The organism is Mesobacillus selenatarsenatis SF-1, assembly GCF_000813125.1.
GTDB lineage: Bacteria > Bacillota > Bacilli > Bacillales > Cytobacillaceae > Mesobacillus > Mesobacillus selenatarsenatis.
On record NZ_BASE01000117.1, the window covers coordinates 1 to 25,990 of the forward strand.

The following is a 25,990-nucleotide window of genomic DNA, read 5'->3' on the forward strand; positions in this document are numbered from 1 at the left end:
CCCTGTTTATTGGACATTTCGAGGGCTCACTCTTCTTAAAATGTCTATTAAATCTTGTTTATTGGACATTTCGAGGGCTTCCTCTTTCCGAAATGTCTATAATATTTCTTCTCTAGGACATATACATAGTACCTGTTCCAATAAACAAAGGGCTCCCCCGTGGGAAGCCCTTCAATCTTATTGTGCTGCTACTTCTTCAATCAATGCGATAACCATCTCGGCAAGCTTGTTGAGTTCTTCGATTGGCATTCTTTCGTTTGTTGTGTGGATTTCTTCATACCCTACAGCAAGGTTGACTGTTGGGATGCCAAAGCCTGCAATGACATTTGCGTCGCTTCCGCCACCGCTGTGCAGTAATTCTGAGCTTCTGCCGATTTTTGCGGCTGCTTTTTTAGCAAGCTCAACGACAAGGTCACCTTCACCGAATTTGAAGCCAGGGTACATTACCTGGACATCGACATCTGCCTTGCCACCCATTTCCTGTGCAGCTGATTCGAATGCTGCTTTCATTTTCGCCACTTGCGCTTCCATCTTTTCAGGAATAAGAGAACGTGCTTCTGCAAGGATCTCTACATGGTCGCAGACGATATTTGTCTGTGTACCGCCCTGAAAACGACCGATATTCGCAGTAGTTTCCTCATCGATACGGCCAAGCGGCATTCTTGCGACAGCCTTGGCAGCAATCGTGATGGCAGAAACACCTTTTTCTGGAGCAACACCTGCGTGTGCAGTTTTACCATGGATGACAGCTGCAACTTTTGCTTGCGTTGGCGCTGCAACAATAATGTTTCCAACCTTGCCGTCACTATCAAGCGCATATCCATATTTCGCTTTTACCAAAGAAGAATCTAATGCTTTTGCGCCAACGAGACCTGATTCCTCTCCAACAGTAATGATGAACTGGATCGTTCCGTGCGGGATCGATTGTTCCTTCAGGACGCGGATTGTCTCAAGCATGACAGCAAGACCAGTCTTATCATCAGCTCCAAGGATTGTCGTTCCATCCGTGACGACATAACCATCTTTAATGGATGGCTTGACGCCTCTTGCTGGAACAACAGTATCCATATGAGAAGTAAAGTAGATTGTATCTACACCTTCTTTTGTACCTTGCAAAGTACAGATCAGATTTCCTGCTCCGTGACCAGTTTGTGCCGTTGTATCGTCCTCGAAAACCTCTACTCCGAGGTCCTCGAATTTTTTCTTAAGGACGCGTGCGATTTCAGTTTCATACTTTGTTTCAGAGTCAATTTGGACAAGCTCTAAAAACTCATTCAATAAACGCTCGTTATTAATCATCCTAGCCGACCTCCAATTATGTATATACTACTAGAGTATAACGCTAATTGAATCTCAACACCAAACACAAAATCCTATAGCGGGATGTTGCCGTGTTTTTTGCCCGGTCTGTCTTCCTTCTTTGTCCGGAGCATATCAAGCGACTGAATTAATTTGATTCGTGTTTCGCGCGGATCGATGACATCATCGACCATTCCCTGGCTTGCAGCGACATATGGATTCGCAAATTTCTCACGATATTCATCGATTTTCTGCTGCCTTGTCTGTTCAGGATTGTCACTGTTCTGGATTTCCTTCGCAAAAATAATATTGGCAGCTCCCTGCGGTCCCATTACAGCAATCTCAGCATTCGGCCATGCAAAAACAAGATCGGCACCGATGGACTTGCTGTTCAAGGCAACATAGGCTCCTCCGTATGCTTTTCGTAAAATAACGGTAAGCTTTGGTACAGTTGCTTCTGAATAAGCGTAAAGGATCTTCGCGCCGTGACGGATGATGCCGCCGTGCTCCTGTTTAATACCAGGGAAGAACCCAGTCACGTCTTCAAATGTAATAATCGGTATATTAAATGAATCACAGAATCTAATGAAGCGTGACGCTTTATCGGAAGAATCAATATCAAGTCCGCCTGCCATTACCTTTGGCTGGTTGCAGACAAGGCCAACGACCTCTCCTTTGATCCTTGCAAGACCGATGACAATATTTTTCGCGAAATCCTTTTGTATTTCAAGGAATGAATCGGCGTCGACCACTTGCTCAATTACCTTGCGCACATCATACGGACGGACCGCGTCAAATGGAATGGTATCCGTCAGGTCTGGACGATAGTCATCCTTATCATCCGCTTCAAGGCGAGGAGGCTTTTCTTCATAGTTTTGAGGCAGATAGCTTAATAGCAGCCTTACCTGCTCCAGAGTTTCTTCTTCTGACTGGCCATGGAAATGAGCATTGCCGCTGATCGTATTATGTACAATTGCACCGCCTAGATCCTCTGCCGAAATTTTCTCCCCGGTAACCGTTTCAATTACCTTTGGACCGGTAATGAACATCTGGCTCGTCTTCTCAACCATGAACACAAAATCGGTAATCGCCGGTGAATAAACGGCACCGCCTGCGCATGGGCCCATGATTACGGAAATCTGCGGGATTACTCCGGAGTAAATTGAGTTGCGGTAAAAAATATGGCCGTAGCCGTCGAGTGAAACAACACCTTCCTGAATCCTTGCTCCGCCTGAATCGTTCAATCCGACAAATGGAGCGCCATTCTTGGCTGCCAGATCCATGACATTGGCGATTTTCTTTGCATGCATTTCACCTAAAGCCCCTCCGAACACGGTGAAATCCTGCGAAAACAAATAAATTGGCCTGCCATTGACCTTTCCGTAACCTGTTACAACTCCATCTCCAGGTCCCTTCTGGTTTTCCAGCCCAAAATCCGTGCTGCGATGCTGGATGAAAGGATTCAATTCCACAAAGCTTCCAGGATCAACAAGCAACTCAATTCTTTCACGAGCAGTCAGCTTTCCTTTTTCATGTTGCTTTTCAATCCGCTCATCACCACCGCCTAGTTCGATTTCCCTGCGGCGGTCATATAGTTCATTAATTTTTTCATAGATGTCTGGCATTCTATTCAGCCTCCCCGTTTTTCTCGCAAAGTTCGTATAAAACGCTTCCTGTCGATTTTGGATGCATGAATGCGACAAGCGCTCCCCCTGCACCTTTCTTAGGAACATCCTGTATCATTTTGATGCCATTTTCCTTCATATCATTGATTCTTTCCTGGATTGACTCTACCCCAAGCGCAACATGATGGATCCCTTCGCCCTTCTTTTCGATGAATCGAGCGATAGCGCTTTCATCAGATAAAGGTTCCAGCAGCTCTAGCTTTGTTTCTCCGGCTTTAAGGAAGGCTACTTTGACCTTCTCGCTTTCCACTTCCTCTATACCAAGCAGTGGCAGTTTCAGCACATCTGTATAAAATGGGAGGGCATGCTCAATAGATTTGACAGCAATGCCGATATGGTCGACCTTTTTAATCATGTAATTCCCTCCAAATATTATTTAAATATATTTAACTGTTTTTATATTCGACAAAAATGTCACAATTCCTTCTTATTTAATGTAGATTTAGGATTGATTTTCGAAATATGGATTGACATAATAGCCAGTGTCAGTTTTATACTACACTAACATATTAATCATGAATTAATGGCAAAAATGTATCTCTTAAAAGGGTTGTTGAATTCATTAAGTGGTTGTAAAATAATAGTGATAGATAGCGTAAGCTTTGGAAGGGGGATTTCTATTATGCGTAAGCCAAATATCAGGAAGGTCGTAGTATACATCATGCTTTTTACTATGCTTGCTTCAACCCTTCTTATGGGATTATCAACTTTCCTATAATAACTATAAATAATCAAAGGGCTGTCAATTAAATTGACAGCCCTTTTTTATTCCCTGATTGCTCCGTATTCTTTCCCTAGCTCTGTAAAGTCTTTAGAAGTAGAAGTAACCAGGATCTTTGTACCTAATGGTATGTAATCGTACAATGACTCTACCGCCTCATTTTGGAGGCGGACGCAGCCCTGGGATATTTTTTTGCCGATGCTTGAGGGATCATTCGTTCCATGGATTCCGTATGTTCGGCCATCCGTATCCTCTGCATCGAATCCAATCCACCTGCTGCCAAGAGGATTGTTGGGGTCACCGCCCGGTATATCCTTTTTACGGTAATATGGGTCAGGAGCTTTGACAGTGACGGTAAACAAACCTTCGGGTGTCAGCTCCTCTGATTTACCAGTTGCTGCACTGACCACCGTCTGGACTCTGTTTTCATTGATCAGTGCTACCTCATTCGTCTGTTTATTCACAATCACAAATGGATCTCCAGGCAGCGGGTTGGTTCCCAGCGGCCAAATAGGCGAAAAAATGAACGCTGCTAGAAGCATGGAAATAAACACTGGCATGTTAATCCCTCCGTGGTCTATTTCCGTTAGTTTGTCACGGCAGCTTCAGATTTATCCTCACCCGTCTTCAATCCTTTAAATGACCGTTTCAACAAAAGGAATTGTTCCATTTCATTAACAAAATGAAGCAGTGCGGCTCTCGCTTCGAACTCTTCTCTTGTTTTAGGAAGCTCCATATTCTCAAACTCCGTTTTCATCCTCATTAATTTTTCCAGGTAAATAAGTACTGTATTACCAGGATGAATCCCTTTCGACAGCGACTCGATAAACTCAGCGACAATATTAGCCTGTTCCACATGCTTTGGAATAGAAGTGATGGAAGGAAGAACTCTTTCAATGATTTCAAATTGCTTTTCCCTGATTTTAAAATATTGATAATATAAATTTTCATCTCTTAAAAAATGATTTTCTACGTCCTGGATGGCAAGTGCCTTTGCCTTCTCAATCAGCCTCGCAGTTTCGGTCAGCTCCCGGCCATCCCAGCTTGAATCCTGATTTTTAAGGTATAGGGCGATTTCACTGAAAATCTTTTTAAAATGAGCTTCAATGCCTCTCTGGTACTCTTCCAGCTTGTTATCGACACTTGGCATATACAGATTCATGATCAATGCGACACCAATCCCAATCGTAATGATTCCCAGCTCGTTCAATAATAGTTCTCCAGTTACTTTTTCTGCAGAGTAAATATGCATGATGATGACACTGCTTGTGACTACGCCTTCCTTTGCTTTAAACATAACCACGGTCGGGATGAAAAACAGCAATAACAACCCGATGACAAGCGGATGATAAGCAATTCCCTCAAAAAACACCGCTGAGAATGCCAGCGCAATGATACAGGCCAGGAACCGATGCCATGAAGCCTGCAGTGAACGTTTCTTTGTCACCTGGATACAAAGAATCGTCAAGATACCCGCAGACACATAATTTTCAAAGCCAAAGTACTGGGCAATGATGATTGAAATCGCCGTCCCCAGCGCTGTTTTCAACGTCCGATAACCAATTCTGAATTTCACATTATATTCTCCTATCAGTAAAACTTATACCGTTTAAATCCCGCCTAACTTAACGATCAACACTCGGGAAATAAAAAGATGATCATACCTATCTAGATATGATCATCCACTAGTTTATCAGATACGTCAGGCTTTATAAAAGCAAGGCAGCTATTTTATAGCATTTTTTCGAGGAACTCTTTTGCCCTGCTGCTTTTTGGGCTGCTGAAGAATTCTGCTGGAGGAGCATCTTCAACAAGTACTCCTCCGTCAAGGAACAGCACGCGATCCGCAACTTCTCGGGCAAAACCCATTTCGTGGGTAACGATGGCCATCGTCATGCCTGTATGTGCCAGCGACTTCATTACTTCAAGAACTTCTTTGACCATTTCAGGATCAAGGGCGGAGGTTGGCTCATCAAATAGCATCACTTCTGGGTCCATCGCAAGCGCTCTGGCAATTGCTACACGCTGTTTTTGGCCTCCTGAAAGCCTATTTGGGTATTCATTTGCTTTTTCGGAAAGACCAACCTTCTTTAGAAGTTCCATTCCATGCTTTTCAGCTTCTGTCTTAGACAATCCTTTTACCTTAATAGGAGCGTATGTGATGTTTTGCAATACGGTCATATGCGGAAAGAGATGAAAGTGCTGAAACACCATACCGACATTTTCACGAACTTTCATGATGTTCGTTTTTTTGTCAGTAATATCATATTCACCTATTAAAACTTGCCCGCTTGTCGGCTGCTCCAGTAAATTCAGGCAGCGGAGGAATGTTGATTTCCCTGAACCTGATGGGCCGATGATGGCAACTACCTCACCACTTTCGATTGTCGTAGATATGCCTTTTAGCACCTCAAGCTTGCCAAAAGATTTGTGTAGGTTGTCTACTTTAATCACTTTGTCTCAATCTCCTTTCCACTACCTTGCCAATCATTGTCAAGGAGATGACCAATAGGTAATAAATAAGCCCAGCAAAAATCAGCGGTTCAAAAAACCTGTATTGATCCCCGCCGACAATATAGGACCTGCGCATAATATCATCCACCGCAATGACGGTCACAATCGCCGATTCCTTTGTAAGTGTAATAAATTCATTCATCAATGCCGGCAGGATGTTTTTCATCGCCTGAGGCAGAATGATGTCACGCATCATTCTCTCTCCAGGAACGCCCAGTGCCATTGCCGCTTCTTTTTGCCCTTTATCGACAGCTAAAATTCCTGCCCTGATGATTTCTGAAATATAGGCTGCGGAGTTTAAAGAGAATGATGCTACAGCAGCTGTATACGAAGCAATCTCGAATCCAATAAGCTGCGGCAGCCCATAATAGATGATCATCAATTGGAGAATTAACGGGGTTCCACGGAAAATCGATGTATAGGCATCCGCAAACCAATTAAGTGCTTTGGATTTACTGATTTTGAATATCGCCAGGACAATCCCAAACGCAAAGCCAAGCAGCCCTGCTACAATTACTATTTTTAAAGTGACACCTATTCCCTTCAGTATATATGGCAATGAAGGAAGGATGGCGGTAAAATCAAGATTCATAGTCTTAACAGCCCTCTCTATCTATTTCATGAAGGAGAAAGGCGCCCAGAAGACATAAGCATTCTGAACGCCTGTTTTACACCTTACTTTTCTCCGCCAAACCACTTAACGATCAACTTATCAACTTCGCCATTTTCCATTTTTTCTTTGAGAACCTTGTTAAACTCTTCCGTCAACTTGCTTCCTTTTGGAAAGGCGATCGCTGAACCAGCTTCTTCTTCGTTTCCTTCTTCAATCGTAAAGCCAGCAAGATCAGCATTATTCTTGAAATATCCCTCTGCTACTGTATCTTCGATAATTGCTGCATCAATACGTCCAGCTTTGATTTCCTGGACCAGTTCAGGAATTCTTGTACGTTTCTCAATCTTAATTTCCACTGTTTCTCCGATTTTCTCTGCCTCTTCTTCCTGGATGGAAGAAAGCTGAACGCCAACTGTTTTACCTTCTAGGTCTTCAATTGATTTGATATTGCTGTCTTTTGCAAAAACAATCATATGGTTAGCAGTATAGTACACATCAGTGAAGTCAACGTTCTCTTTACGCTCAGGAGTTGGAGTCATGCCTGCCATGACAAAGTCAACGCGCTCTGCCTGAAGTGCACCAATAAGTCCGTTAAAATCCATATCCTTGATTTCTACTTCATATCCTAATTCACTAGCAATAAGATTTGCTAAATCTACGTCAAAGCCAATGATTTCATCACTTGTAGCTGTTTCCACATATTCAAATGGCGGATAGTCAGCTGAAGTACCCATTTTAAGGACTTTCTTTTCATCCCCGCCGGCGCCTGAAGTTTTTTCAGTGCTTGTCCCGCATGCTGCGAGAACTCCCATTAATAAAATACTCATCAATAAAACTGAAATTGCCTTTTTCATTTGTTGTTTTCCCCCTATAATGTACATTCTGTAGTTTTATACAATTTTATTAATATATTAGCTATTAAACTTGTTATTCACTGCATAACAACTAATAATTATTAACTAAAATGTATTTTAACACATATTAATAAATATGCAATAATATTTTTAAATATAAATAAAATGTGTTTTATCCATAATAAAAGAACCCCGGCGAACCGGGATTCTTCAGTACTTACATTTCTTCGCAATATTCTTCGAATGCATTTTGCAGTTTGTTTACGACTTGCATTGGATCGTGCCCTTCGATTTCATGGCGTTCGACCATTGTGCAAAGTTTACCGTCCTTCAGCAATGCGAAAGATGGGGATGATGGCGGATAGCCAGTGAAATAGCTTCGTGCTTTTTCTGTCGCTTCCTTATCCTGGCCGGCGAAAACCGTCACAAGATGATCTGGACGCTTATCATAGTGAACAGCATGTGCTGCTGCAGGACGGGCAATACCTCCGGCGCAACCGCAAACTGAGTTTACCATCACAAGTGTTGTGCCTTTTTTAGCCAATGCTTGCTCTACTTCCTCGCTCGTTGTTAATTCTGTATATCCAGCTGCCCCGATTTCCTGGCGTGCCTGGCGGACTACATCATTCATAAAAAAATTGAAATCCATGCTCATTGATACATCTCTCCTCTGCTGTATAGTAACTAGTACATAAATATATGATACCAATTAAAATAATTTTTTCAAAGTATGTTTAACTCTTATGAATTCCGGGAAAGGTAACAATACAGCTAGATCCATACCCCTAAACTCCCTAGATGAAGGACAACGGAACATTCCGTTGTCCGCTTTTTTTTGTAGAGTTTTCTGTTCAGGATCACATCGAGAATACTCCAAAATGACTTTAGAATAGAGATGAAGAAAAGCTGTCCATTGCTGGACAGCTTAATTTTCGTCTCCAAAAAAAGCTTTGAATAACTCCTCGACACCTGAAGCTACTGGCCTGTTTCCCGAAATGACTTCATTTTCCACCTTAGGAAGCAGGTTCTTTATTGCTGGGTGATGAAAGAAATTTGCCTGAAGCTGATCGATGATCATATCATTCAGCCACTCTTTTGTCTGAAATCTCCTTCTCTCATCAAAGATTCCACTTTGTTTCGTAAAACTCTCAAAGTCAGAAATAGTATTCCAGATTTCCTCAATGCCTTTTTTCTGTAATGCTGAACTCGTCATAGCTGCTGTCTGCCAGCCTTTTGTCGCAGGCTGCAGAAAATGGAGGATCCGATTGTACTCTTCTTTAGTCTTTTTTGCTGTTTGCTCATTTGGACCATCTGCCTTATTCACTATGACTGTATCTGCAAGCTCCATGATTCCTTTCTTCATCCCCTGAAGTTCATCGCCGGCACCTGTCAGGACTAGGAGCATGAAGAAATCAACCATATCCCTGACGATGACCTCACTTTGACCAACCCCAACCGTTTCGACAAGAATGACATCGAATCCAGCAGCTTCAGTTAATAGCATTGTTTCCCTCGTTTTGCGGTGTACACCGCCAAGCTTTCCACCAGAAGGTGATGGCCGGATGAATGCTCTTGGATTTCGCGCAAGCTTTTCCATCCTCGTCTTATCGCCAAGGATGCTGCCTCCAGTCAAGCTGGAGGTAGGGTCCACCGCCAGAACTGCAACTTTATGACCGAGGTCGCACAAATAGCTGCCAAAGCTTTCGATAAAAGTACTCTTGCCAGCACCCGGCACACCTGTGATGCCAATCCGGATGGAACGTCCAGAGTAAGGCAACAGCTTCTGTAAGAGAGTTTGAGCCGTCTGAAAGTCATGCTCCGCATTGCTTTCAATCAATGTGATTCCTTTTGCCAGCGCTGTCCTGTCCCCTGCTTTGATGTCTTTAGCAAGCGAAGCTGGATCCAGTTTGCGTAAATTCTTTTTTTTAACGAATCGCCCGGCTTTTGCAGAAGGCTTTTCGTGATTTCCACCCGACACTCCAGGCTTCACTACACTTGAAAACGAATCAGCCTTTGCGGGATCGAACCATTCCGGCTTTTTCTCATCAGCCATTAGCTAGACACTTCCTCATAGCCCAGACGCTCATAAATAGTCCGTAAAACCTTCTGCGCCGCAACGGGTATGACCGTTCCAGGCCCAAAAATCGCACTTGCTCCATTATCATACAAGAATTGATAATCCTGAGCCGGGATGACCCCGCCGACAATCACAACAATATCTTCGCGGCCTAATTTTTTCAGCTCTTTCACTAGCTGTGGCAGCAATGTTTTATGCCCCGCTGCCAAAGAGCTGATTCCGATCGCATGGACATCATTTTCAACTGCCTGAATCGCTGTTTCTTCAGGCGTTTGGAAAAGTGGACCAATATCCACATCAAATCCTAAATCAGCGAAAGCGGTTGAAATCACCTTTGCTCCGCGGTCATGTCCATCCTGTCCCATTTTCGCAATCATGATGCGTGGCCTACGTCCTTCATTTTCAAGAAACTCCTGCGTCATTTGTTGGACTTCGGCAATTTCCTCACCATTAGAGAAGGCAGTGCTGTATACTCCGCTGACTGACCGGATGACTGCTTTATGCCTTCCAGCGGCCTTTTCAATTGCATCTGAGATTTCCCCAAGTGTCGCCCTTGCACGAGCTGCCCTAACTGCATACTCCAGAAGGTTTCCTTCGCCAGTTTCAGCCACTCTGGCTAATTCATTCAGAGCGGCCTGGGCTTTATCATCATCGCGGTTTTCTTTCAGCTGCTTAAGCCTTTCAAGCTGTTTTGCACGAACGGCGGTATTATCGATATCGAGGATTTCAAGGGGATCTTCCTGGTCCAGCTTGAATCTATTCACACCGATAATCGTTTCTTTTCCCGAGTCAATCTGCGCCTGTCGCCTTGCAGCAGCTTCTTCGATGCGCATTTTTGGAAGACCGGTTTCAATAGCTTTCGCCATCCCGCCAAGACCTTCGATTTCTTCGATATGCTCCCACGCACGCTCGATGAGTGAATTGGTCAGGCTTTCAACATAGTATGAGCCTGCCCATGGATCTATGACCTTGGTAATCCCGGTTTCTTCCTGAAGGAATAGTTGCGTATTACGGGCAATGCGCGCTGAAAAATCAGTTGGCAGTGCGATCGCTTCATCAAGTGCATTCGTATGCAATGACTGGGTATGACCCATGGCTGCTGCATGTGCTTCAATTAATGTGCGGATGACATTATTGTATGGATCCTGCTCAGTAAGACTCCAACCTGAGGTTTGCGAATGAGTCCTCAAGGCCATCGACTTTTCATTTTTCGGATTGAATGTTTTAATCATTTTTGCCCAGATAAAGCGGGCAGCCCTCATTTTGGCTACTTCCATGAAATAGTTCATGCCGATCGCCCAGAAAAAGCTTAAGCGTGGTGCGAATGAATCAATATCGATGCCGGCCTTAAGGCCAGTTCTCACATATTCAAGACCATCAGCGAGCGTGTACGCCAATTCGATATCCGCGGGAGCACCAGCTTCCTGCATATGATAGCCTGAAATACTGATGGAGTTGAATTTTGGCATATACTTGGAAGTGTACTCGAAAATATCTGCAATGATCTTCATCGACATTTCCGGCGGGTAAATGTACGTGTTCCTGACCATATACTCCTTCAGGATGTCATTTTGAATCGTCCCGGATAATTGATCCTGTGTCACTCCCTGTTCCTCGGCCGTCACGATGAAGAAAGCCATGATCGGCAGGACAGCACCATTCATTGTCATGGACACAGACATCTGGTCGAGAGGGATTCTATCGAAAAGAATTTTCATGTCTAAAATGGAGTCAATCGCCACTCCGGCTTTCCCAACGTCACCCTCAACCCGTGGATGGTCAGAATCATAGCCCCGGTGTGTTGCCAAATCAAAGGCAACAGACAAACCTTTTTGTCCCATTGCAAGGTTTCTCCTGTAGAATGCGTTGCTTTCTTCCGCAGTAGAAAACCCTGCATATTGTCTTACCGTCCAAGGCCTATTCACATACATCGCTGGATACGGTCCCCTTGTAAAGGGAGGGAGGCCAGGCATCCCTTCCAAATGTTCCGAAGAGGTTACATCTTCTTTTGTGTACACTGGTTTAACTTTGATTTGCTCATTCGTTTCAAATAACAGATCATCGATGTTTTGCTGAATATGGTGATCCACTTTATCCTTGCTGACTTCCTTTTCCTCAGCAAACAAACGGACTTTTGTAAAGTCAGGCTTTTGCATTGGCGCCAACCTCCATTTCCTGAAGCATAGCTGATAGAGTCTGTATTGCATTGCTTCTTACATGCAGGAACTCAATAATTCCGGAAGTTTTCCATTCGCTTTGTTTCTCGTCTGGAATGCCTGCCAGGTAAAGCTTGAAATTGTGCTCCCTTGTAATCTCCTGCGCCAGCTCTGGTCCAAAAGAATTATAGGCAGACTGATCGCCACAAATAACAAACTGACGTGCTTTCGACGAGTTAATAAACTGAATCGCTGCTGAAATGGTGTCCAACTCGCCGCTTCTTTCAGCATGAATTCCACCCGCTGACAGCAAGCCGGATATGAAATCTGCTCTTGCCTTATGCTTCTTCAGCTCACCCAGGCAAATTAGGCCGACAATAGGGTCCACACCCTTTTTCTCAAGTTTCATAGCTTTGAACCTCATTTCTTCATAAGGCTCAGCTAATCTTTTTAATTTTAACGGTGTAAAGCTTGGTTTCATCTCTTTAAAATTATCTTTGAGAGAGCTCTCAGACGCAATTTTACCTATGACGGCATCAAGAGAGTCGATCATATAATCTCTTTGTATCTCTTGGATGACAGGTTCACTGATATCATCTGATAGGTTTGCATAAACGTTTGTTCCTATCATGCTCTTCTTACGTGTAGCAATCTCTTGTTCGCGATTTTCAGCAGTCTGCACAATCTGCTCCTGAAGCCAGCCTGATTTCAGCGCTTCATAAATCCCGCCCTTGTGATCCACCTCGAGGAATAGCTCCCAGGCTTTCTCTGCCAGTTCCTTTGTCAATGACTCGACATACCAGGAACCTCCTGCAGGGTCGGCTACTTTTTCAAGATGCGCTTCAGATTTAAGCACCAATTGCGTATTTCGGGCAACCCTTTCGGAAAAAAGATTCGCAGATCCTGCTGGTTCGTCAAAGCTTCCAGTGTGAAGGTACTGGATTCCGCCCAAAACAGCCGCAAAGGCCTCATTTCCAGCCCTAAGCATGTTCACGTATGGATCGAAAATAGTTTTTGTGAACTTTGAGGTCTCAGCGGATAGGACCATTTTCCGGTCTTCCTTTTCTGCGCCGAAAGCTTCTGCAGTTTTACTCCATAAAAGCCTGGCAGCTCTAAGCTTAGCCGTTTCCATGAAGAAGTTTGAACCAATCGCAAAATGGAATACGATTTTTGATAACGCTTTCTTTAATCCCCATCCATTGTCAAGCAACTTTTGTAGAAGATAAACTCCGGTAGAAACAGCAATCGCCAGTTCCTGCACTGCATTAGCGCCGCTGTTATGGTATGGGACGGTATTGACCAGTACTGTCTTTACTTCTGGTAATTGCTGTGCTGCCTCATCAAGTACCTTTGACCATTCTGTGAAAAATTCATTTTCCTCCGTTGGGAGTCCGCCAATCAAACTCGCTTCCGCAACAGGATCCGCTGCAACGAAACCTGTAAGCTTTTCTGAACCACCAGCATCCTTACTGGCAATAGCCAAGGCTGCAAGCAATGGCGTCTGAAGCAATCCAGCGTCCAGGCTTAAAGGATACTTATTTTTAAAAGAAGAGAGGAATGACACCAATGCACGATTATCGGAAAATATCTCCGGTTTTACATCAAAGGAAATGGCCGTTTGTCCCTTTGATAGTGCGATGTCGAGTTTCCCTTTCAGCTCTTCTACATCGGAGTAAAAGACGCGGTTTGCTATATGCCAGGACTCAGACTGATATCCAAGAGAATGTATGCCTCTTCTATAATCTGGCTGCCCAGGCAGGTCTCTGACCAGTCCATCTGGAAGATCCCCTTTTGTATAAAGCGGTTTAAGCTTAATATCCTCATATGTATTCGTATAAAGAGAATCAATTGGCTTGCCTTTTAATGAAGCAGCAGCTTTTTCCTGCCAATCTTCAAATGCTGCAACTTTGAACGAGGTAGCTTTCATATTTTCAATCGTCATAAACCTTACTGTCCATAGTTCAGACAGCTTTCCCCCCTTCACCAAAAATTGTAGTAAAATTCTAATTTTTATACTCTTCTATATTTTAGTATAGGAATGCTTTTCTAGCAATGAAGGACATTTGCATGAGATGGCAGATTAAACACGAAAACGCCCAGAAATTTTCTGGACGTTTGTGTTTAACAAATAAATGGCTCTGTTAAAATCGGCTGTTGATTTTCGTTCCAGCCGCTTCGCTTTCCGCGGGCAGTCCGGGAGCCTCCTCGGCGCTTTATGCGCCTGCAGGGTCTCCCCATGACTAGCTAATCCCGCAGGAGTCTACGCGGCTTCCACTACAATCAACAGAGCTTTATAATAACAACGGGTTTTTACAGAGTCTAATAAATAGATGTTGTCTCTTTTGAAGTATTCTCAAGAATTTCTTTAACCCTCGCAAGAAAACGGCCGCAAACCAGGCCATCCAGTACACGGTGATCAAGAGAAAGACAGAGGTTCACCATATCACGAACAGCAATCATGCCGTTGTTCATCACTACAGGGCGCTTAACGATCGATTCTACCTGAAGAATCGCTGCCTGTGGGTAATTAATGATTCCCATAGATTGAACGGAACCGAAAGAACCTGTGTTGTTGACAGTGAACGTTCCACCTTGCATATCTTCGGAACGAAGCTTGCCTGCGCGTACCTTTTGGGCAAGTTCATTGATTTCACGGCCAATGCCTTTGATTGTTTTTTCGTCTGCATTCTTGATGACAGGTACGAATAGAGCATCATCAGTCGCTACAGCAATTGAAATATTAATATCTTTTTTCTGGATGATTTTATCTCCAGCCCACATGGAATTGATTTGTGGGTATTCCTTCAATGCCTGGGCAACTGCCTTCACGAAGAAAGCAAAGAAAGTAAGATTGAATCCTTCTTTTTTCTTGAAATCATCCTTTAGTCCATTCCTGTACTCTACAAGATTCGTAACATCCACTTCTACCATCGTCCATGCGTGCGGAGCTTCATGCTTGCTGCGCAGCATGTTCGCGGCAATCGCCTTGCGGATGCCAGTCACTGGGATTTCAATGTCACCGGCAGCAACTGGGACAGACGGAGCAGGCGCAGCTGGCTGTGCCTGTGCAGCAGGTTGTGTTTGGGCTGCAGGCTGGGCTGAAGCAGTTTCAACCTTAGCCGCCTCTTTAGGTGCTTGTGTCTGTGCAGAAGCTTGAGGAATATTACCGGATTCAATCATTTGCTTAAGGTCTTTACGGGTAATCCTTCCGCCAGCTCCGCTTCCCTTAACCAGGGTTAAGTCGATATTATTTTCCTGAGCCAGCTTCAATACTGCAGGTGAATATCTAGCCTTGCTGCCTTCATCCGCTGAAGGTGCTGGAGTTGCACTTGCATTTGATGTAGATGCAGAATCTGAAGAAGCTGCATCAGCTGCTGGTGCTTCTTCAGAAACTCCGCCTTCGATTTCAATTGTGCAGATAATTTCCCCAACTGCCAATGTATCCCCTTCACCTGCAATCAGTTCTTTGATTGTACCTGAAAATGAAGATGGTACTTCAGCATTTACTTTGTCGGTCATGACTTCTGCGAGTGGATCATACTTATTTACTTTGTCCCCAACGGAAACCAGCCACTTGCTGATTGTCCCCTCAGTTACACTCTCACCTAATTGAGGCATTTTGATTTGTTCAATTTCCACAGATTGACCCTCCTTCTCCAATCATTCTATTTCCAACATGAATATGTTAAAATTCAGCAAGCTCCCGCATCGCTTTTTCAACTTTATCAGGATTGATCATGAAATATTTCTCCATTGTTGGAGCATAAGGCATTGCTGGTACATCCGGTCCTGCCAGTCTCTTGATTGGTGCATCCAATTCAAACAGGCAATGTTCTGCAATGATCGCAGACACTTCACTCATGATGCTACCTTCTTTGTTGTCTTCCGTCACAAGAAGGACCTTACCTGTTTTCGAAGCAGCCTCGATAATAGCTTCCTTATCCAATGGATATACAGTTCGAAGGTCAAGGATATGAGCAGAAATTCCGTCCTTCGCAAGTCTTTCAGCCGCCTGTAGAGCAAAGTGGACCGCAAGACCATAAGTAATGACCGTGATATCCTCTCCCTCACGCTTTACATCTGCTTTGCCAATCGGAAGCACATAATCATCCTCAGGAACTTCTCCCTTGATCAGTCGGTAAGCACGCTTGTGCTCAAAGAACAATACCGGATCTTCATCTCTGATCGCTGCTTTCAATAACCCTTTTACATCATAAGGAGTTGAAGGCATGACAATTTTCAAGCCGGGCTGATTCGCAAACACAGCCTCAACAGACTGAGAATGATAAAGGGCACCGTGTACACCGCCGCCATAAGGAGCGCGGATGACCATCGGACAGCTCCAGTCATTATTTGAACGGTAACGGATTCTTGCTGCCTCAGAAATGATCTGGTTTACAGCCGGCATAATGAAATCTGCGAATTGCATTTCGGCGATCGGGCGCATACCGTACATCGCTGCACCGATTCCGACCCCTGCGATTGCAGATTCTGCCAAAGGTGCATCAAGAACGCGATCTTCGCCGAACTGATCATAAAGACCTTGAGTCGCTTTAAATACTCCGCCTTTTTTACCAACATCTTCACCGAGGACAAAAACTCTCGGATCTCTTTCCATTTCTTCTTTGATTGCCAATGTCACTGCATCTATATAAGAAATTACCGCCATTTTCGTTCCCCCTTACTCTTCAGCATATACGTATTTCAGAGCATGTTCAGGCTCCGCATACGGTGCATTTTCAGCATAATCAGTTGCTTCATTAACCAGCTTCATGATTCGATCGTTGATTTCCTTTTCACTTTCATCATTCATGATGCCATTTTCCTTCAAATAAGCGCCGAAGGTAATGATAGGGTCCTTCGTTTTTGTCCTGTGCAACTTCATCTGGCGCACGGTAGCTTCTATCGTCATCATCTGATGAGTGTGGAGTCAGGCGGTAGGATACAGCCTCAACAAGTGTTGGCCCTTCACCCTGGCGTCCGCGGTCTGCAGCTTCCTTTACTACTTTGTAAACTTCTAAAGGATCATTTCCATCAACAGTGACCCCTGGCATACCATAACCGATAGCACGGTCGGAAACCTTCTCGGCTGCAACTTGCCTCTCGTAAGGAATCGAAATCGCATATTTATTGTTCTCAACCATGAAAATAACAGGAAGTTTATGGACCCCCGCAAAGTTGGCACCCTCATGGAAATCACCCTGGTTGGATGAACCTTCTCCAAACGTAACGAATGTTACTAAGTCCTTCTTCTCCATTTTACCTGCAAGAGCGATTCCAACAGCATGAGGAACCTGTGTTGTTACCGGTGAAGAACCAGTAACGATTCTGTTCTTCTTTTGACCGAAGTGTCCAGGCATCTGGCGCCCCCCCGAATTTGGGTCTTCCGCTTTGGCAAAACCAGAAAGCATCAGGTCTTTTGCAGTCATGCCAAAAGTTAAGACCACACCCATGTCACGGTAGTAAGGAAGCACATAATCCTTTTCACGATCCAGAGCAAAAGCAGCTCCTACCTGTGCCGCTTCCTGTCCCTGACAGGAAATTACAAACGGAATTTTCCCGGCACGGTTCAACAGCCACATCCGCTCGTCCAGCCGGCGGGCCAACAGCATTGTTTCATACATTTCCAAAACCTTTTCATCACTTAAGCCAAGTGCAGCGTGACGATTTTCTGCCATCTTTATACCTCCCAATTGTTCGTACAAGGCTCTTTTCCGGGGAAAAGAGCTCTTGCTTATAAAATAGAAATTAAGAATGGATTGCTTTGCCATCCACTGCCAGGGCAGCTTCACCGATTGCCTCGGATAATGTCGGGTGAGGATGGATGGTATGGGCAATTTCCCATGGTGTAGCATCTAAAACTTTTGCAAGTCCCGCTTCTGAGATCATATCTGTTACATTCGGGCCGATCATATGGACACCCAAAATATCATTGGTTTCCTTGTCAGCTACGATTTTCACAAAACCATCGGATTCACCATATACAAGCGCTTTGCCGATTGCCTTGAAAGAGAATTTGCCTATTTTTACATCGTGACCTTTTTCTTTTGCTTCATCTTCAGTCAGCCCAACGCTGGCGGCCTCTGGAGAGCTGTAAATACATTTTGAGACGAGCGTATAGTCGATTGGCTGTGGCTCTTGATTGGCAATGTGCTCAACAGCGACTATTCCTTCATGAGAAGCCACATGTGCAAGCTGCAAGCCGCCAATGACATCGCCGATTGCATAAATGTGAGATTCCTTTGTCTGGAAAAACTCGTTTGTCTGGATGAAACCTCTTTCCAGCTGAATTTCTGTATTCTCAAGGCCGATTCCTTCTACATTTGCCTGGCGCCCAACAGAGACAAGCAATTTTTCAGCAGTGAATTCTTTCGTTTCGCCTTTAACCTCTGCGCTGATCGTGACACCATCACCTTTTTGCAGGGTCTCTGATAAGACTTTTGCGTTCGTTACGATCTTCACGCCTTTTTTCTTCATCGCACGCTGCATTTCTCTTGAAACTTCTTTGTCTTCAGTTGGAACAATTCGATCTGCATACTCAATTACTGTGACAGCAGAGCCAAAATCAGCAAGCATGGAAGCCCATTCGATCCCGATTACACCACCGCCGACGATGATGATCGACTTAGGAAGATCATCCATCACAAGCGCTTCATCAGATGTCATGACATATTGCCCATCTGCTTCAAGACCAGGCAATGTTCTAGGCCTTGAACCAGTCGCAACGATGACATTCTTAGGGATCAGCATTTCATTTTCTTCGCCATTGTTCATCTCTACAGAAATGGTTCCTGGCATTGGCGAGAAGATGGATGGGCCCAGGATTCTTCCTAGACCTTCATAGACATCGATCTTGCCTTGTTTCATCAGGTGCTGTACACCACGGTGCAGCTGCTCAACGATTTTTTCTTTTCTTTCCTGTACCTTAACGAAATTGACACCAACTTCACCTGTCGTCACGCCAAAGTCTTCGCTTTTCTTTGCGGTAGCATAAACCTCAGCACTGCGAAGCAATGCCTTGCTTGGGATACAGCCTTTATGCAGGCATGTTCCGCCAAGCTTTCCTTTTTCAACGATGGCAGTTTTCAAGCCAAGCTGAGAAGCTCTGATTGCTGCTACGTATCCGCCTGTTCCGCCTCCAACAATGACCAAATCATATTCTTGAGCCATCTGGATCCCTCCTCTATATATGGTTTAACGTTATTTATTTGATTGCTCATTTCCGTTCCAGGCCCTGGTTGGTCCTAATACCCAGCTATCCTTATCTGCCCGGATATTCTTTTACTTTTTCTTCATCGCGCAGGATGCGAAGGGCACCTTCAGCAAGGGCCTGAAGTTCATTTTCACCCGGGTGGACAATAACGTCCGCGATCCAATTGATCCGTTCAGAGATTCCCTGGACAAACTCTTTGCCGTAAGCAAGCCCGCCAGTCAGTACAATCGCGTCCACTTTCCCAGCAAGGACAGCACTTGCAGAACCGATTTCCTTTGCTACCTGGTAAGCCATCGCTTCGTATACAAGCTTTGCCTTCGCATTTCCTTGCTTGATCATTTTTTCGACCTTGACTGCATCATTCGTGCCAAGGTATCCTACGAGACCGCCCTGACCGACTAGTTTTTTCATTATTTCTTCACGGAAATAATCACCGGAAAAACATAGCTGAACTAGGTCACCCGCTGGTACTGTACCTGCACGTTCTGGACTGAATGGGCCATCGCCATGCAGACCGTTATTCACATCAACAACTCTTCCCATTTTATGGGCACCAACAGTGATACCGCCGCCAAGATGGGTAATAATCAAGTTCAGCTCTTCATATTTTTTACCCAACTCTTTCGAAACCCTGCGGGCGACTGCCTTTTGGTTCAATGCATGGAAAATGCTTTTTCGTTCAATGAGCGAGAATCCCGATACACGCGCAACCGGATCAAGTTCATCGACCACGACCGGGTCGACGATAAAGGAAGGGATATTCAAACCTGATGCAATTTCATATGCTAGAATACCTCCCAGATTTGAAGCATGCTGGCCTGAATAACCTGCTCGCAGGTCATCGAGCATCTTATTATTCACTGCATATGTTCCGCCTTCTATTGGCCGTAAAAGCCCGCCGCGCCCACAAACAGCACTCAATTTTGAAATGTTGATCCCTTCAGTATCAAGCGTTTCAAGTATCGTATTCTTCCTGAATTCGTATTGGTCGATGATGGTTTCATAGGAGTTGATGACAGCTGAATCATGACGGATTGTTTTTTCGAAAACGGAAACCTCATTGTCAAATACTCCAATTTTCGTTGATGTAGATCCTGGATTAATAACTAGAATCCGATGTTCTGTTTGTTGCACAGTTAAACCTCCAATTTGCTCGCGGAATGCAAAAGTCCGCAATACGTCAGTAGCATTTAGGAAACAGCAGAGGCGCCGAAACAAATATTCAGCGCTCTCTGCGGAACCTTTTAAAGGCTGTTTTCGAATTCATTGTTGCAATTTGTATTACTCAACCCATTATTATTGACTTCGGGGCATCGTCCTACCCTTGATAAACATTTCTTACCATGTTTAACACCAACAATTATCTCGATATTAGCCTAAATTAACGGCGGCTAAGGATATGGTGGCCGTTTTGCAGGAACTGGCTGCGGGAATTGCGCATTCTTTCAATCCGCTCTTCTGCCATACGATCAGCCGCTTTATAAGTAGGAATTCCATCCCTTTTAGCAATTTCAATTACTTTTTCGATATTGTTGTAAATAGTTTCAACCTTTTTCATTGCTCTTTCAGCGTTATAGCCGTAAAGCTCATCAGCTACATTGATTACACCGCCAGCATTGATGACATAGTCAGGTGCATACACAATACCCATTTCATGGATGATATCTCCATGTTTTGTATCCTTAAGCTGGTTGTTCGCTGCTCCGGCAATAACCTTCGCTTTTATCTGAGGAATTGTTTCGTCGTTGATTACTGCGCCTAATGCACATGGTGCGTAAATGTCACAGTCTACGCTGTAGATTTCATCCGGCTCAACAGCTTTAGCACCGAATTCCTCAACAGCTCTTTGTACTGCTTCCTTGTTAATATCAGTAACAATCAGCTGTGCGCCTTCTTCATGGAGGTGACGGCAAAGATTATATGCCACATTGCCCACACCTTGAACTGCGATTGTTTTTCCTTCTAGAGAATCAGTCCCAAAAGCTTCCTTAGCAGCTGCCTTCATTCCTCTGTATACGCCGTAAGCCGTTACTGGAGAAGGATTTCCAGATGAACCAAATGCTGGTGAGATACCAGTTACATAATCAGTTTCCTCATGGATTAAGTCCATATCTGCCACAGTAGTACCTACATCTTCTGCAGTGATATATCTTCCATTTAAGCCTTGGATATAGCGGCCGAATGCTCGGAACATTTCTTCATTCTTATCCTTGCGCGGGTCGCCGATAATAACTGTCTTACCGCCACCAAGGTTCAGGCCAGCAGCAGCATTTTTGTATGTCATACCTTTAGCAAGGCGAAGTGCATCCTCGATTGCCGCTTCTTCAGATGCGTAAGTCCACATGCGAGTTCCGCCCAAAGCTGGTCCAAGAGTTGTATCATGAATTGCAATGATTGCTTTCAATCCTGACTGTTTATCCTGGCAAAATACAACCTGCTCATAATCGTACTGTTCTAGATACTTGAAAATTTCCATTTCTAATTCCTCCCCTGGTTTATGTAACTTATTTAGAAGCAGAGCATAACGCCAATGCAAGTGAGTATAACTTGCTCTCAGCAGTGTCCGCCCGGGATGTTAACACGATTGGTGCTTTTGCCCCGGCAATGACTGCCCCAACCTTTGCGTTGGCAAAGTAAATTAATGATTTATAAAGGACATTTCCTACCTCGATCGCTGGGACTAACAGGATATCAGCCCTGCCGGCAACCTCACTTTTTATCCCCTTATGCTCTGCGGCAAGCTGTGAAACCGCATTATCTAAGGCTAGCGGGCCATCTACGATACATCCGGGAATTTGTCCTCTTTTGTTCATCATCGTTAATGAAGCTGCATCTACCGTGGCCTGCATGGCCGGATTGATCACTTCAACCGCTGCGAGTGGCGCGACTTTTGGCAGTTCAATCCCTATAGAATGAGCTACCTTGACAGCATTCTTGATGATTTGGGCTTTTTGCTCAAGATCTGGTGCAATATTCATAGCTGCATCGGTAACGATGGTAAATCGATCGTAGCCCGGCACTTCAAATACAGCCACGTGGGAAAGAACTGCACCGGTCCTCAGACCATATTCTTTATTTAGGACAGCCTTCAAAATCGCAGCAGTAGGGATATTCCCTTTCATCACGACATTGGCTTCTTTCGCTTTGACTGCTTTCACGGCCATTTCTGCTGCAGTATTATTATTCGGCGCAGAAATGATCTTAACCCCTTTTCTGTCTGTAAGTTCTGGATGCTTAGCTGTAATCATTCTTTCGATTTCTTCCTTGTTTCCGTATAGAAGAAAATCGGCAAGCTCCAGGTTTACAGCTTGAGCAACTGCCTCTAATACCTCAGCATCTTCAGCCGCAGCGACAGCAACTGTTTTCCTGTCATTTTGGGATGCCATGCTGATAAGTGAATCTAATTTCATGAATGATTCAACCCTTTCTGTTCTTCTCGCATCACCGCTAATTATTTATGCAAGAACTGTGCCAAGTTAAAACGTTGAAAACGCTTTACTTTTGCTCAAAAATATTATGCAAAAAATTGCAGAGTGTGAAAATTATTGCATGCTATCTGCTTCAATATTATATTTTTCGAGCTTATAATATAAATTTCTGACTGATACACCTAAAACTTTGGCTGCAGCTGTTTTATTCCCTTTTACAGCCTTAAGAGTTGATTTGATTACCTTCGCTTCGTACTTGTCCAATTGGAGCGCAAGGGGTTCAGTCGGAATTGACTGGCCTATCGTATCTTCACTATCCTTCTGTTGGCTGTTCTGCAGTTCAGGCAAATGCTCAATCCGGATGATCGTTTCGCTATAGCTCAAGAAGATAATTGCACGGCCAAGGACATTTTCAAGTTCCCTTACGTTACCGGGCCAATCATAGTCTATCAACTTTTTTATGGCATCATCAGAAACACCTTCAACGTTACGTCCATAATCTTGATTAATTTTGCGAATCAACCTTTCACATAGAAGAGGGATATCTTCCTTCCTTCTTCTGAGAGGTGGTATATGAATCGGCATTCTGTTCAAACGATAATATAAGTCTTCTCTAAAACTGCCGTTCGCAATCGCTTTTTCAAGGTTCATATTCGTGGCGGCTATAACCCTGACATTGATTGGTACAGGTTTCGTTCCACCCACCCGGACAATTTCTCTCTCCTGTAAAACCCGAAGTAATTTGGCTTGCGTATTGGCAGGCAATTCACCGATTTCATCAAGAAAAATACTGCCGTTATTGGCTTCTTCAAAAATCCCGCGTTTACCGCCCCGTTTGGCACCTGAAAACGCTCCTTCTTCGTAGCCGAAAAGTTCACTTTCCAGCAGCGATTCAGAAATTGCCGCGCAATTGACACGTATAAACTTGTTGAACCTGCGGTCGCTGGCATTGTGAATGGCATGTGCAAATAATTCTTTCCCAGTTCCTGATTCCCCGCGAAGGAGGACAGTTGCAGGCGTTTTCGCCCCGAGCTTCGCTTGTTCAATCGGAATCGTCATTTCTTCTGATTGGCCGATAATATCCTCAAACGAGTATTTCGCTTCAAGGGTCCTGATAATCTGCCTTGCGCGTGTCAGCTCCCGATTCAAGCTCTGGATCTCCGACATATCATGGATGACCCCGACACTTCCCTTGAGCTTCCCATCTACTATGATCGGGGCTACGTTGACAACAACTTCTTTTTTATTTGGGCCGACCCTCATCGCTGTTCCACGAACTGGTCTTCTCGTCTTAAGGACCTTCATGTGCATGCTCTCGCCCTCAGAAATATCAGCGGTGGCTGGCTGTCCGATTACTTCCTCTTCCTTCAGTCCGGTTATCCTGGTATAAGCAGGATTGATCAAAATCCCCCGGCCATCTTCATCTACTACTGAAATTGCTTCATCGCTCGAGTTTATGATTGCCTGGAGCATTGTTTGAATCTCTTTTAAATTCGTTATCTCTTCCGCTAGATTCACAACTTCTGTAATATCCTTAAAAACAGAGAACGCTCCAATCAATTGGTCATTTTCATCAATGATCGGAATTCTTGTAGTGATGATTTTCGATCCATTTGGAAGCAATAATTCCTGGTTGGACTCTGTCTTCCTCGTGTTCAAAATTCTCGGAAGCTTGCTTGTTGGTATAATTTCTAAAACATGTTGCCCTTCTGCCTGTTCCCTTGTTGTTCCGATAATTTTTTCGGCGCTTTTGTTAAACAAAGTTATGATTCCTTCTGTATTGATGACTACCATGCCATCTCCAGAAGAGTTAAAAATCAAGTCATGCTCATATGTAATTTTTCTGAGAGTTTTTATTAACTCTTCCTTTTCCTCTAAAAGGGTCGCCAATAGAAATGCGACACTGCCGGGAATCAGTACAGTGTTTTTACCGCGGGCTTCCCTTAATTCCTTGAAGACTTCCTCTTCACCGGTCACTTCGATGATGATATCGAGATGGTCTGACATATATCGATGCCAATCTGTTCCGGTTTGGATGCCAGCATTTTGCGCCGCGATAATTCCGGGGGCGTCAGGATTAAGATCAACCACAGCTATCACATCTGCAGTCTGTTTGAAAATGTTCAGGATGGCCGTTCCACCCTTACCCGCTCCTACAATCATTACTTTCTGCATAATATACACCACACATCTGGAAAAATATTTCATGGGTCCAATTTTCTAGTCTGCAAAATCTTTCACTATTATTGTAATTCTTTTTGTATGCGCTGACAAATTTCTTTGTTTTCTAACTCTTCTGTAAGCAATGCTCTTTGAATAACTTATATTGCGGAAAAACACAGGGTTAAGTATACTTTTTAACAGAGGACAAATAACGAGGGGAAACCAAATGATCAGGATCATAGCATTAATCATTATGTTGATACCAGGCGTCATTGCTGCTTTAGGGGTAAAACTTATGCGAGACATGGTGTTTGGAATCTTGCAGGCGCCATTTCCGTATTTGTGGCTTCAATTCCTTGCGGGACTTCTTTTTTTCCTGGCTGGACTGGGGTTCATCGCCGGTTTTATCCTGCATCGTGATCGTAAAAGAAATAAAGTCCAGGCATTTTTCCGAATACCTGATAGCAATAAAAAGCAAAACAGGCCTTGATTTATTCAGGCCTGTTTATTTTTTCCCTTATTCTCCTTGCTTTTGCAGGGTCATCTGTTATGATCGCACTGCAATCAACCTTGAACAACCTTTCCAGCTCTGTCTCTTTATTTACAGTATATGGTCTCACTTCAATCCCGCTCTCCAGGGAGGCTCTGACGATTTGATCCGGTGCAGCCCGCCAGTGAGGATGAAAGCCTTTAGCTTTTATCGACTGTGCGTAAATCCAGGGCATGTATAAGCCTTCGGAAAGCAAAGGAGCGATTTCAATCTCTGGCGCAAGCAAATAGCTGTGGACAATGCTGTAATGATTGAAGGATGAAATGATGATCCTGTCTGATAAGTCGTAAGCCCTAACCATATTTATGACCTTTTCCTCCATGCCTTCATAAGTTATAATACTATTTTTCAATTCAATATTGCAGACCAATTTGGTTCCTGATAGCCATTCCAGTACTTCATCTAAAGTAGGGATGAGTTCTTTTTTTGGTAAAGCCTCGAATTTGAAACGGGCATCCAATTTTTTTAACTCCTTTAAACTGTAGTCCTTTACCAGTCCGGTGCCATCCGTTGTTCGATCAACCTTTTCATCATGAATCACAACTAGTTCACCGTCTCTTGTCATCTGGACATCAAGCTCCAGCCCCTCAGCACCCGCTTTTTCGGCTTCTTTAAAAGCGAGCAAAGTGTTTTCAGGATATTCGGCTGCATAGCCGCGATGTGCTAAAATAAGAGTCATAAACCATCACACCCATCTTTTCAATTTGGAGGTAAATA

Annotated in this window: 22 protein-coding genes and 1 pseudogene; 2 read left to right on the forward strand and 21 right to left on the reverse strand. The window is 44.1% G+C overall.

Going from position 1 to position 25,990, the window contains the following annotated elements:
• Positions 1–177: 177 nt before the first annotated feature.
• The 3 genes from TY49_RS21230 to mce form a co-directional block, all read right to left on the reverse strand.
• The gene (locus TY49_RS21230) at positions 178–1,299 is read right to left on the reverse strand and encodes a tripeptidase T (protein WP_041967906.1); all 1,122 of its coding nucleotides are present in this window, start codon (positions 1,297–1,299) and stop codon (positions 178–180) included.
• A gap of 74 nt (positions 1,300–1,373) precedes the next feature.
• The gene (locus tag TY49_RS21235) at positions 1,374–2,924 is read right to left on the reverse strand and encodes an acyl-CoA carboxylase subunit beta (RefSeq protein ID WP_041967907.1); all 1,551 of its coding nucleotides are present in this window, start codon (positions 2,922–2,924) and stop codon (positions 1,374–1,376) included.
• Between the two features lies 1 nt (position 2,925).
• Positions 2,926–3,339 carry a methylmalonyl-CoA epimerase gene (gene mce, locus TY49_RS21240; RefSeq protein WP_041967908.1) on the reverse strand — a complete coding sequence of 138 codons (414 nt, stop codon included), beginning with the start codon at positions 3,337–3,339 and terminating at the stop codon, positions 2,926–2,928.
• A 267-nt stretch (positions 3,340–3,606) separates the two neighbouring features.
• Here mce and prli42 point away from each other — a divergent pair, with 267 nt between their 5' ends.
• Positions 3,607–3,702, forward strand: a complete 96-nt coding sequence (prli42, locus tag TY49_RS24830; RefSeq protein ID WP_023627413.1) for a stressosome-associated protein Prli42 — start codon at positions 3,607–3,609, stop codon at positions 3,700–3,702.
• Between the two features lie 47 nt (positions 3,703–3,749).
• Here prli42 and TY49_RS21245 read toward each other — a convergent pair whose 3' ends face one another.
• From TY49_RS21245 to TY49_RS21325, 17 genes and pseudogenes are all read right to left on the reverse strand, one after another.
• Positions 3,750–4,265 carry a L,D-transpeptidase gene (locus TY49_RS21245; protein WP_041967909.1) on the reverse strand — a complete coding sequence of 172 codons (516 nt, stop codon included), beginning with the start codon at positions 4,263–4,265 and terminating at the stop codon, positions 3,750–3,752.
• Positions 4,266–4,291: 26 nt separating this feature from the next.
• Positions 4,292–5,281 (reverse strand): aromatic acid exporter family protein, encoded by a 990-nt coding sequence (locus TY49_RS21250; RefSeq protein WP_041967910.1) that lies wholly within the window; start codon positions 5,279–5,281, stop codon positions 4,292–4,294.
• 155 nt (positions 5,282–5,436) lie between these two features.
• Positions 5,437–6,159 carry an amino acid ABC transporter ATP-binding protein gene (locus TY49_RS21255; RefSeq protein ID WP_041967911.1) on the reverse strand — a complete coding sequence of 241 codons (723 nt, stop codon included), beginning with the start codon at positions 6,157–6,159 and terminating at the stop codon, positions 5,437–5,439.
• On the reverse strand, positions 6,152–6,811 hold the full coding sequence (locus TY49_RS21260) for an amino acid ABC transporter permease (RefSeq protein WP_041967912.1): 660 nt from the start codon (positions 6,809–6,811) through the stop codon (positions 6,152–6,154). The genes TY49_RS21255 and TY49_RS21260 overlap by 8 nt, the downstream gene beginning before the upstream one ends.
• 83 nt (positions 6,812–6,894) lie before the next feature.
• Positions 6,895–7,686 carry a transporter substrate-binding domain-containing protein gene (locus TY49_RS21265; protein WP_041967913.1) on the reverse strand — a complete coding sequence of 264 codons (792 nt, stop codon included), beginning with the start codon at positions 7,684–7,686 and terminating at the stop codon, positions 6,895–6,897.
• 217 nt (positions 7,687–7,903) lie between these two features.
• Positions 7,904–8,341: a BrxA/BrxB family bacilliredoxin gene (locus TY49_RS21270; RefSeq protein WP_041967914.1), complete on the reverse strand. Its 438-nt coding sequence runs from the start codon at positions 8,339–8,341 to the stop codon at positions 7,904–7,906.
• 270 nt (positions 8,342–8,611) lie between these two features.
• The gene (gene meaB / locus TY49_RS21275) at positions 8,612–9,739 is read right to left on the reverse strand and encodes a methylmalonyl Co-A mutase-associated GTPase MeaB (protein ID WP_041967915.1); all 1,128 of its coding nucleotides are present in this window, start codon (positions 9,737–9,739) and stop codon (positions 8,612–8,614) included.
• Positions 9,739–11,919, reverse strand: coding sequence for a methylmalonyl-CoA mutase (gene scpA, locus TY49_RS21280; RefSeq protein WP_041967916.1), 2,181 nt, complete (start codon positions 11,917–11,919; stop codon positions 9,739–9,741). Before scpA ends, meaB begins: the two co-directional genes overlap by 1 nt.
• Positions 11,906–13,861, reverse strand: a complete 1,956-nt coding sequence (locus TY49_RS21285; RefSeq protein WP_041967917.1) for a methylmalonyl-CoA mutase subunit beta — start codon at positions 13,859–13,861, stop codon at positions 11,906–11,908. The genes scpA and TY49_RS21285 overlap by 14 nt, the downstream gene beginning before the upstream one ends.
• Before the next feature lie 377 nt (positions 13,862–14,238).
• Positions 14,239–15,558, reverse strand: coding sequence for a dihydrolipoamide acetyltransferase family protein (locus TY49_RS21290; RefSeq protein WP_041967918.1), 1,320 nt, complete (start codon positions 15,556–15,558; stop codon positions 14,239–14,241).
• Between the two features lie 46 nt (positions 15,559–15,604).
• Complete coding sequence (locus TY49_RS21295; RefSeq protein WP_041967919.1) at positions 15,605–16,588, reverse strand: alpha-ketoacid dehydrogenase subunit beta; 984 nt, start codon at positions 16,586–16,588, stop codon at positions 15,605–15,607.
• Positions 16,589–16,600: 12 nt separating this feature from the next.
• Positions 16,601–17,597 (reverse strand): annotated as a pseudogene (locus tag TY49_RS21300) (thiamine pyrophosphate-dependent dehydrogenase E1 component subunit alpha).
• Positions 17,598–17,667: 70 nt separating this feature from the next.
• A complete protein-coding gene (gene lpdA, locus TY49_RS21305; RefSeq protein ID WP_041967920.1) occupies positions 17,668–19,089 on the reverse strand; it encodes a dihydrolipoyl dehydrogenase in 1,422 nt (473 codons plus the stop codon).
• 91 nt (positions 19,090–19,180) lie between these two features.
• Complete coding sequence (gene buk, locus TY49_RS21310; RefSeq protein WP_041967921.1) at positions 19,181–20,266, reverse strand: butyrate kinase; 1,086 nt, start codon at positions 20,264–20,266, stop codon at positions 19,181–19,183.
• Positions 20,267–20,513: 247 nt separating this feature from the next.
• Entirely contained in the window at positions 20,514–21,608 is a 1,095-nt protein-coding gene (gene bcd / locus TY49_RS21315) for a branched-chain amino acid dehydrogenase (protein ID WP_041967922.1), read from the reverse strand.
• A gap of 28 nt (positions 21,609–21,636) precedes the next feature.
• Positions 21,637–22,542 carry a phosphate butyryltransferase gene (gene yqiS, locus TY49_RS21320; RefSeq protein WP_041967923.1) on the reverse strand — a complete coding sequence of 302 codons (906 nt, stop codon included), beginning with the start codon at positions 22,540–22,542 and terminating at the stop codon, positions 21,637–21,639.
• A gap of 132 nt (positions 22,543–22,674) precedes the next feature.
• Entirely contained in the window at positions 22,675–24,735 is a 2,061-nt protein-coding gene (locus tag TY49_RS21325) for a sigma-54 interaction domain-containing protein (protein WP_041967924.1), read from the reverse strand.
• A gap of 214 nt (positions 24,736–24,949) precedes the next feature.
• On the opposite strand from TY49_RS21325, the gene TY49_RS21330 reads away from it, so the two are divergent.
• Positions 24,950–25,213, forward strand: a complete 264-nt coding sequence (locus TY49_RS21330) for a DUF2627 domain-containing protein (RefSeq protein WP_041967925.1) — start codon at positions 24,950–24,952, stop codon at positions 25,211–25,213.
• A 1-nt stretch (position 25,214) separates the two neighbouring features.
• On the opposite strand, the gene TY49_RS21335 is transcribed toward TY49_RS21330, so the two are convergent.
• Positions 25,215–25,952, reverse strand: a complete 738-nt coding sequence (locus TY49_RS21335) for a glycerophosphodiester phosphodiesterase (RefSeq protein WP_041967926.1) — start codon at positions 25,950–25,952, stop codon at positions 25,215–25,217.
• Positions 25,953–25,990: the final 38 nt, after the last annotated feature.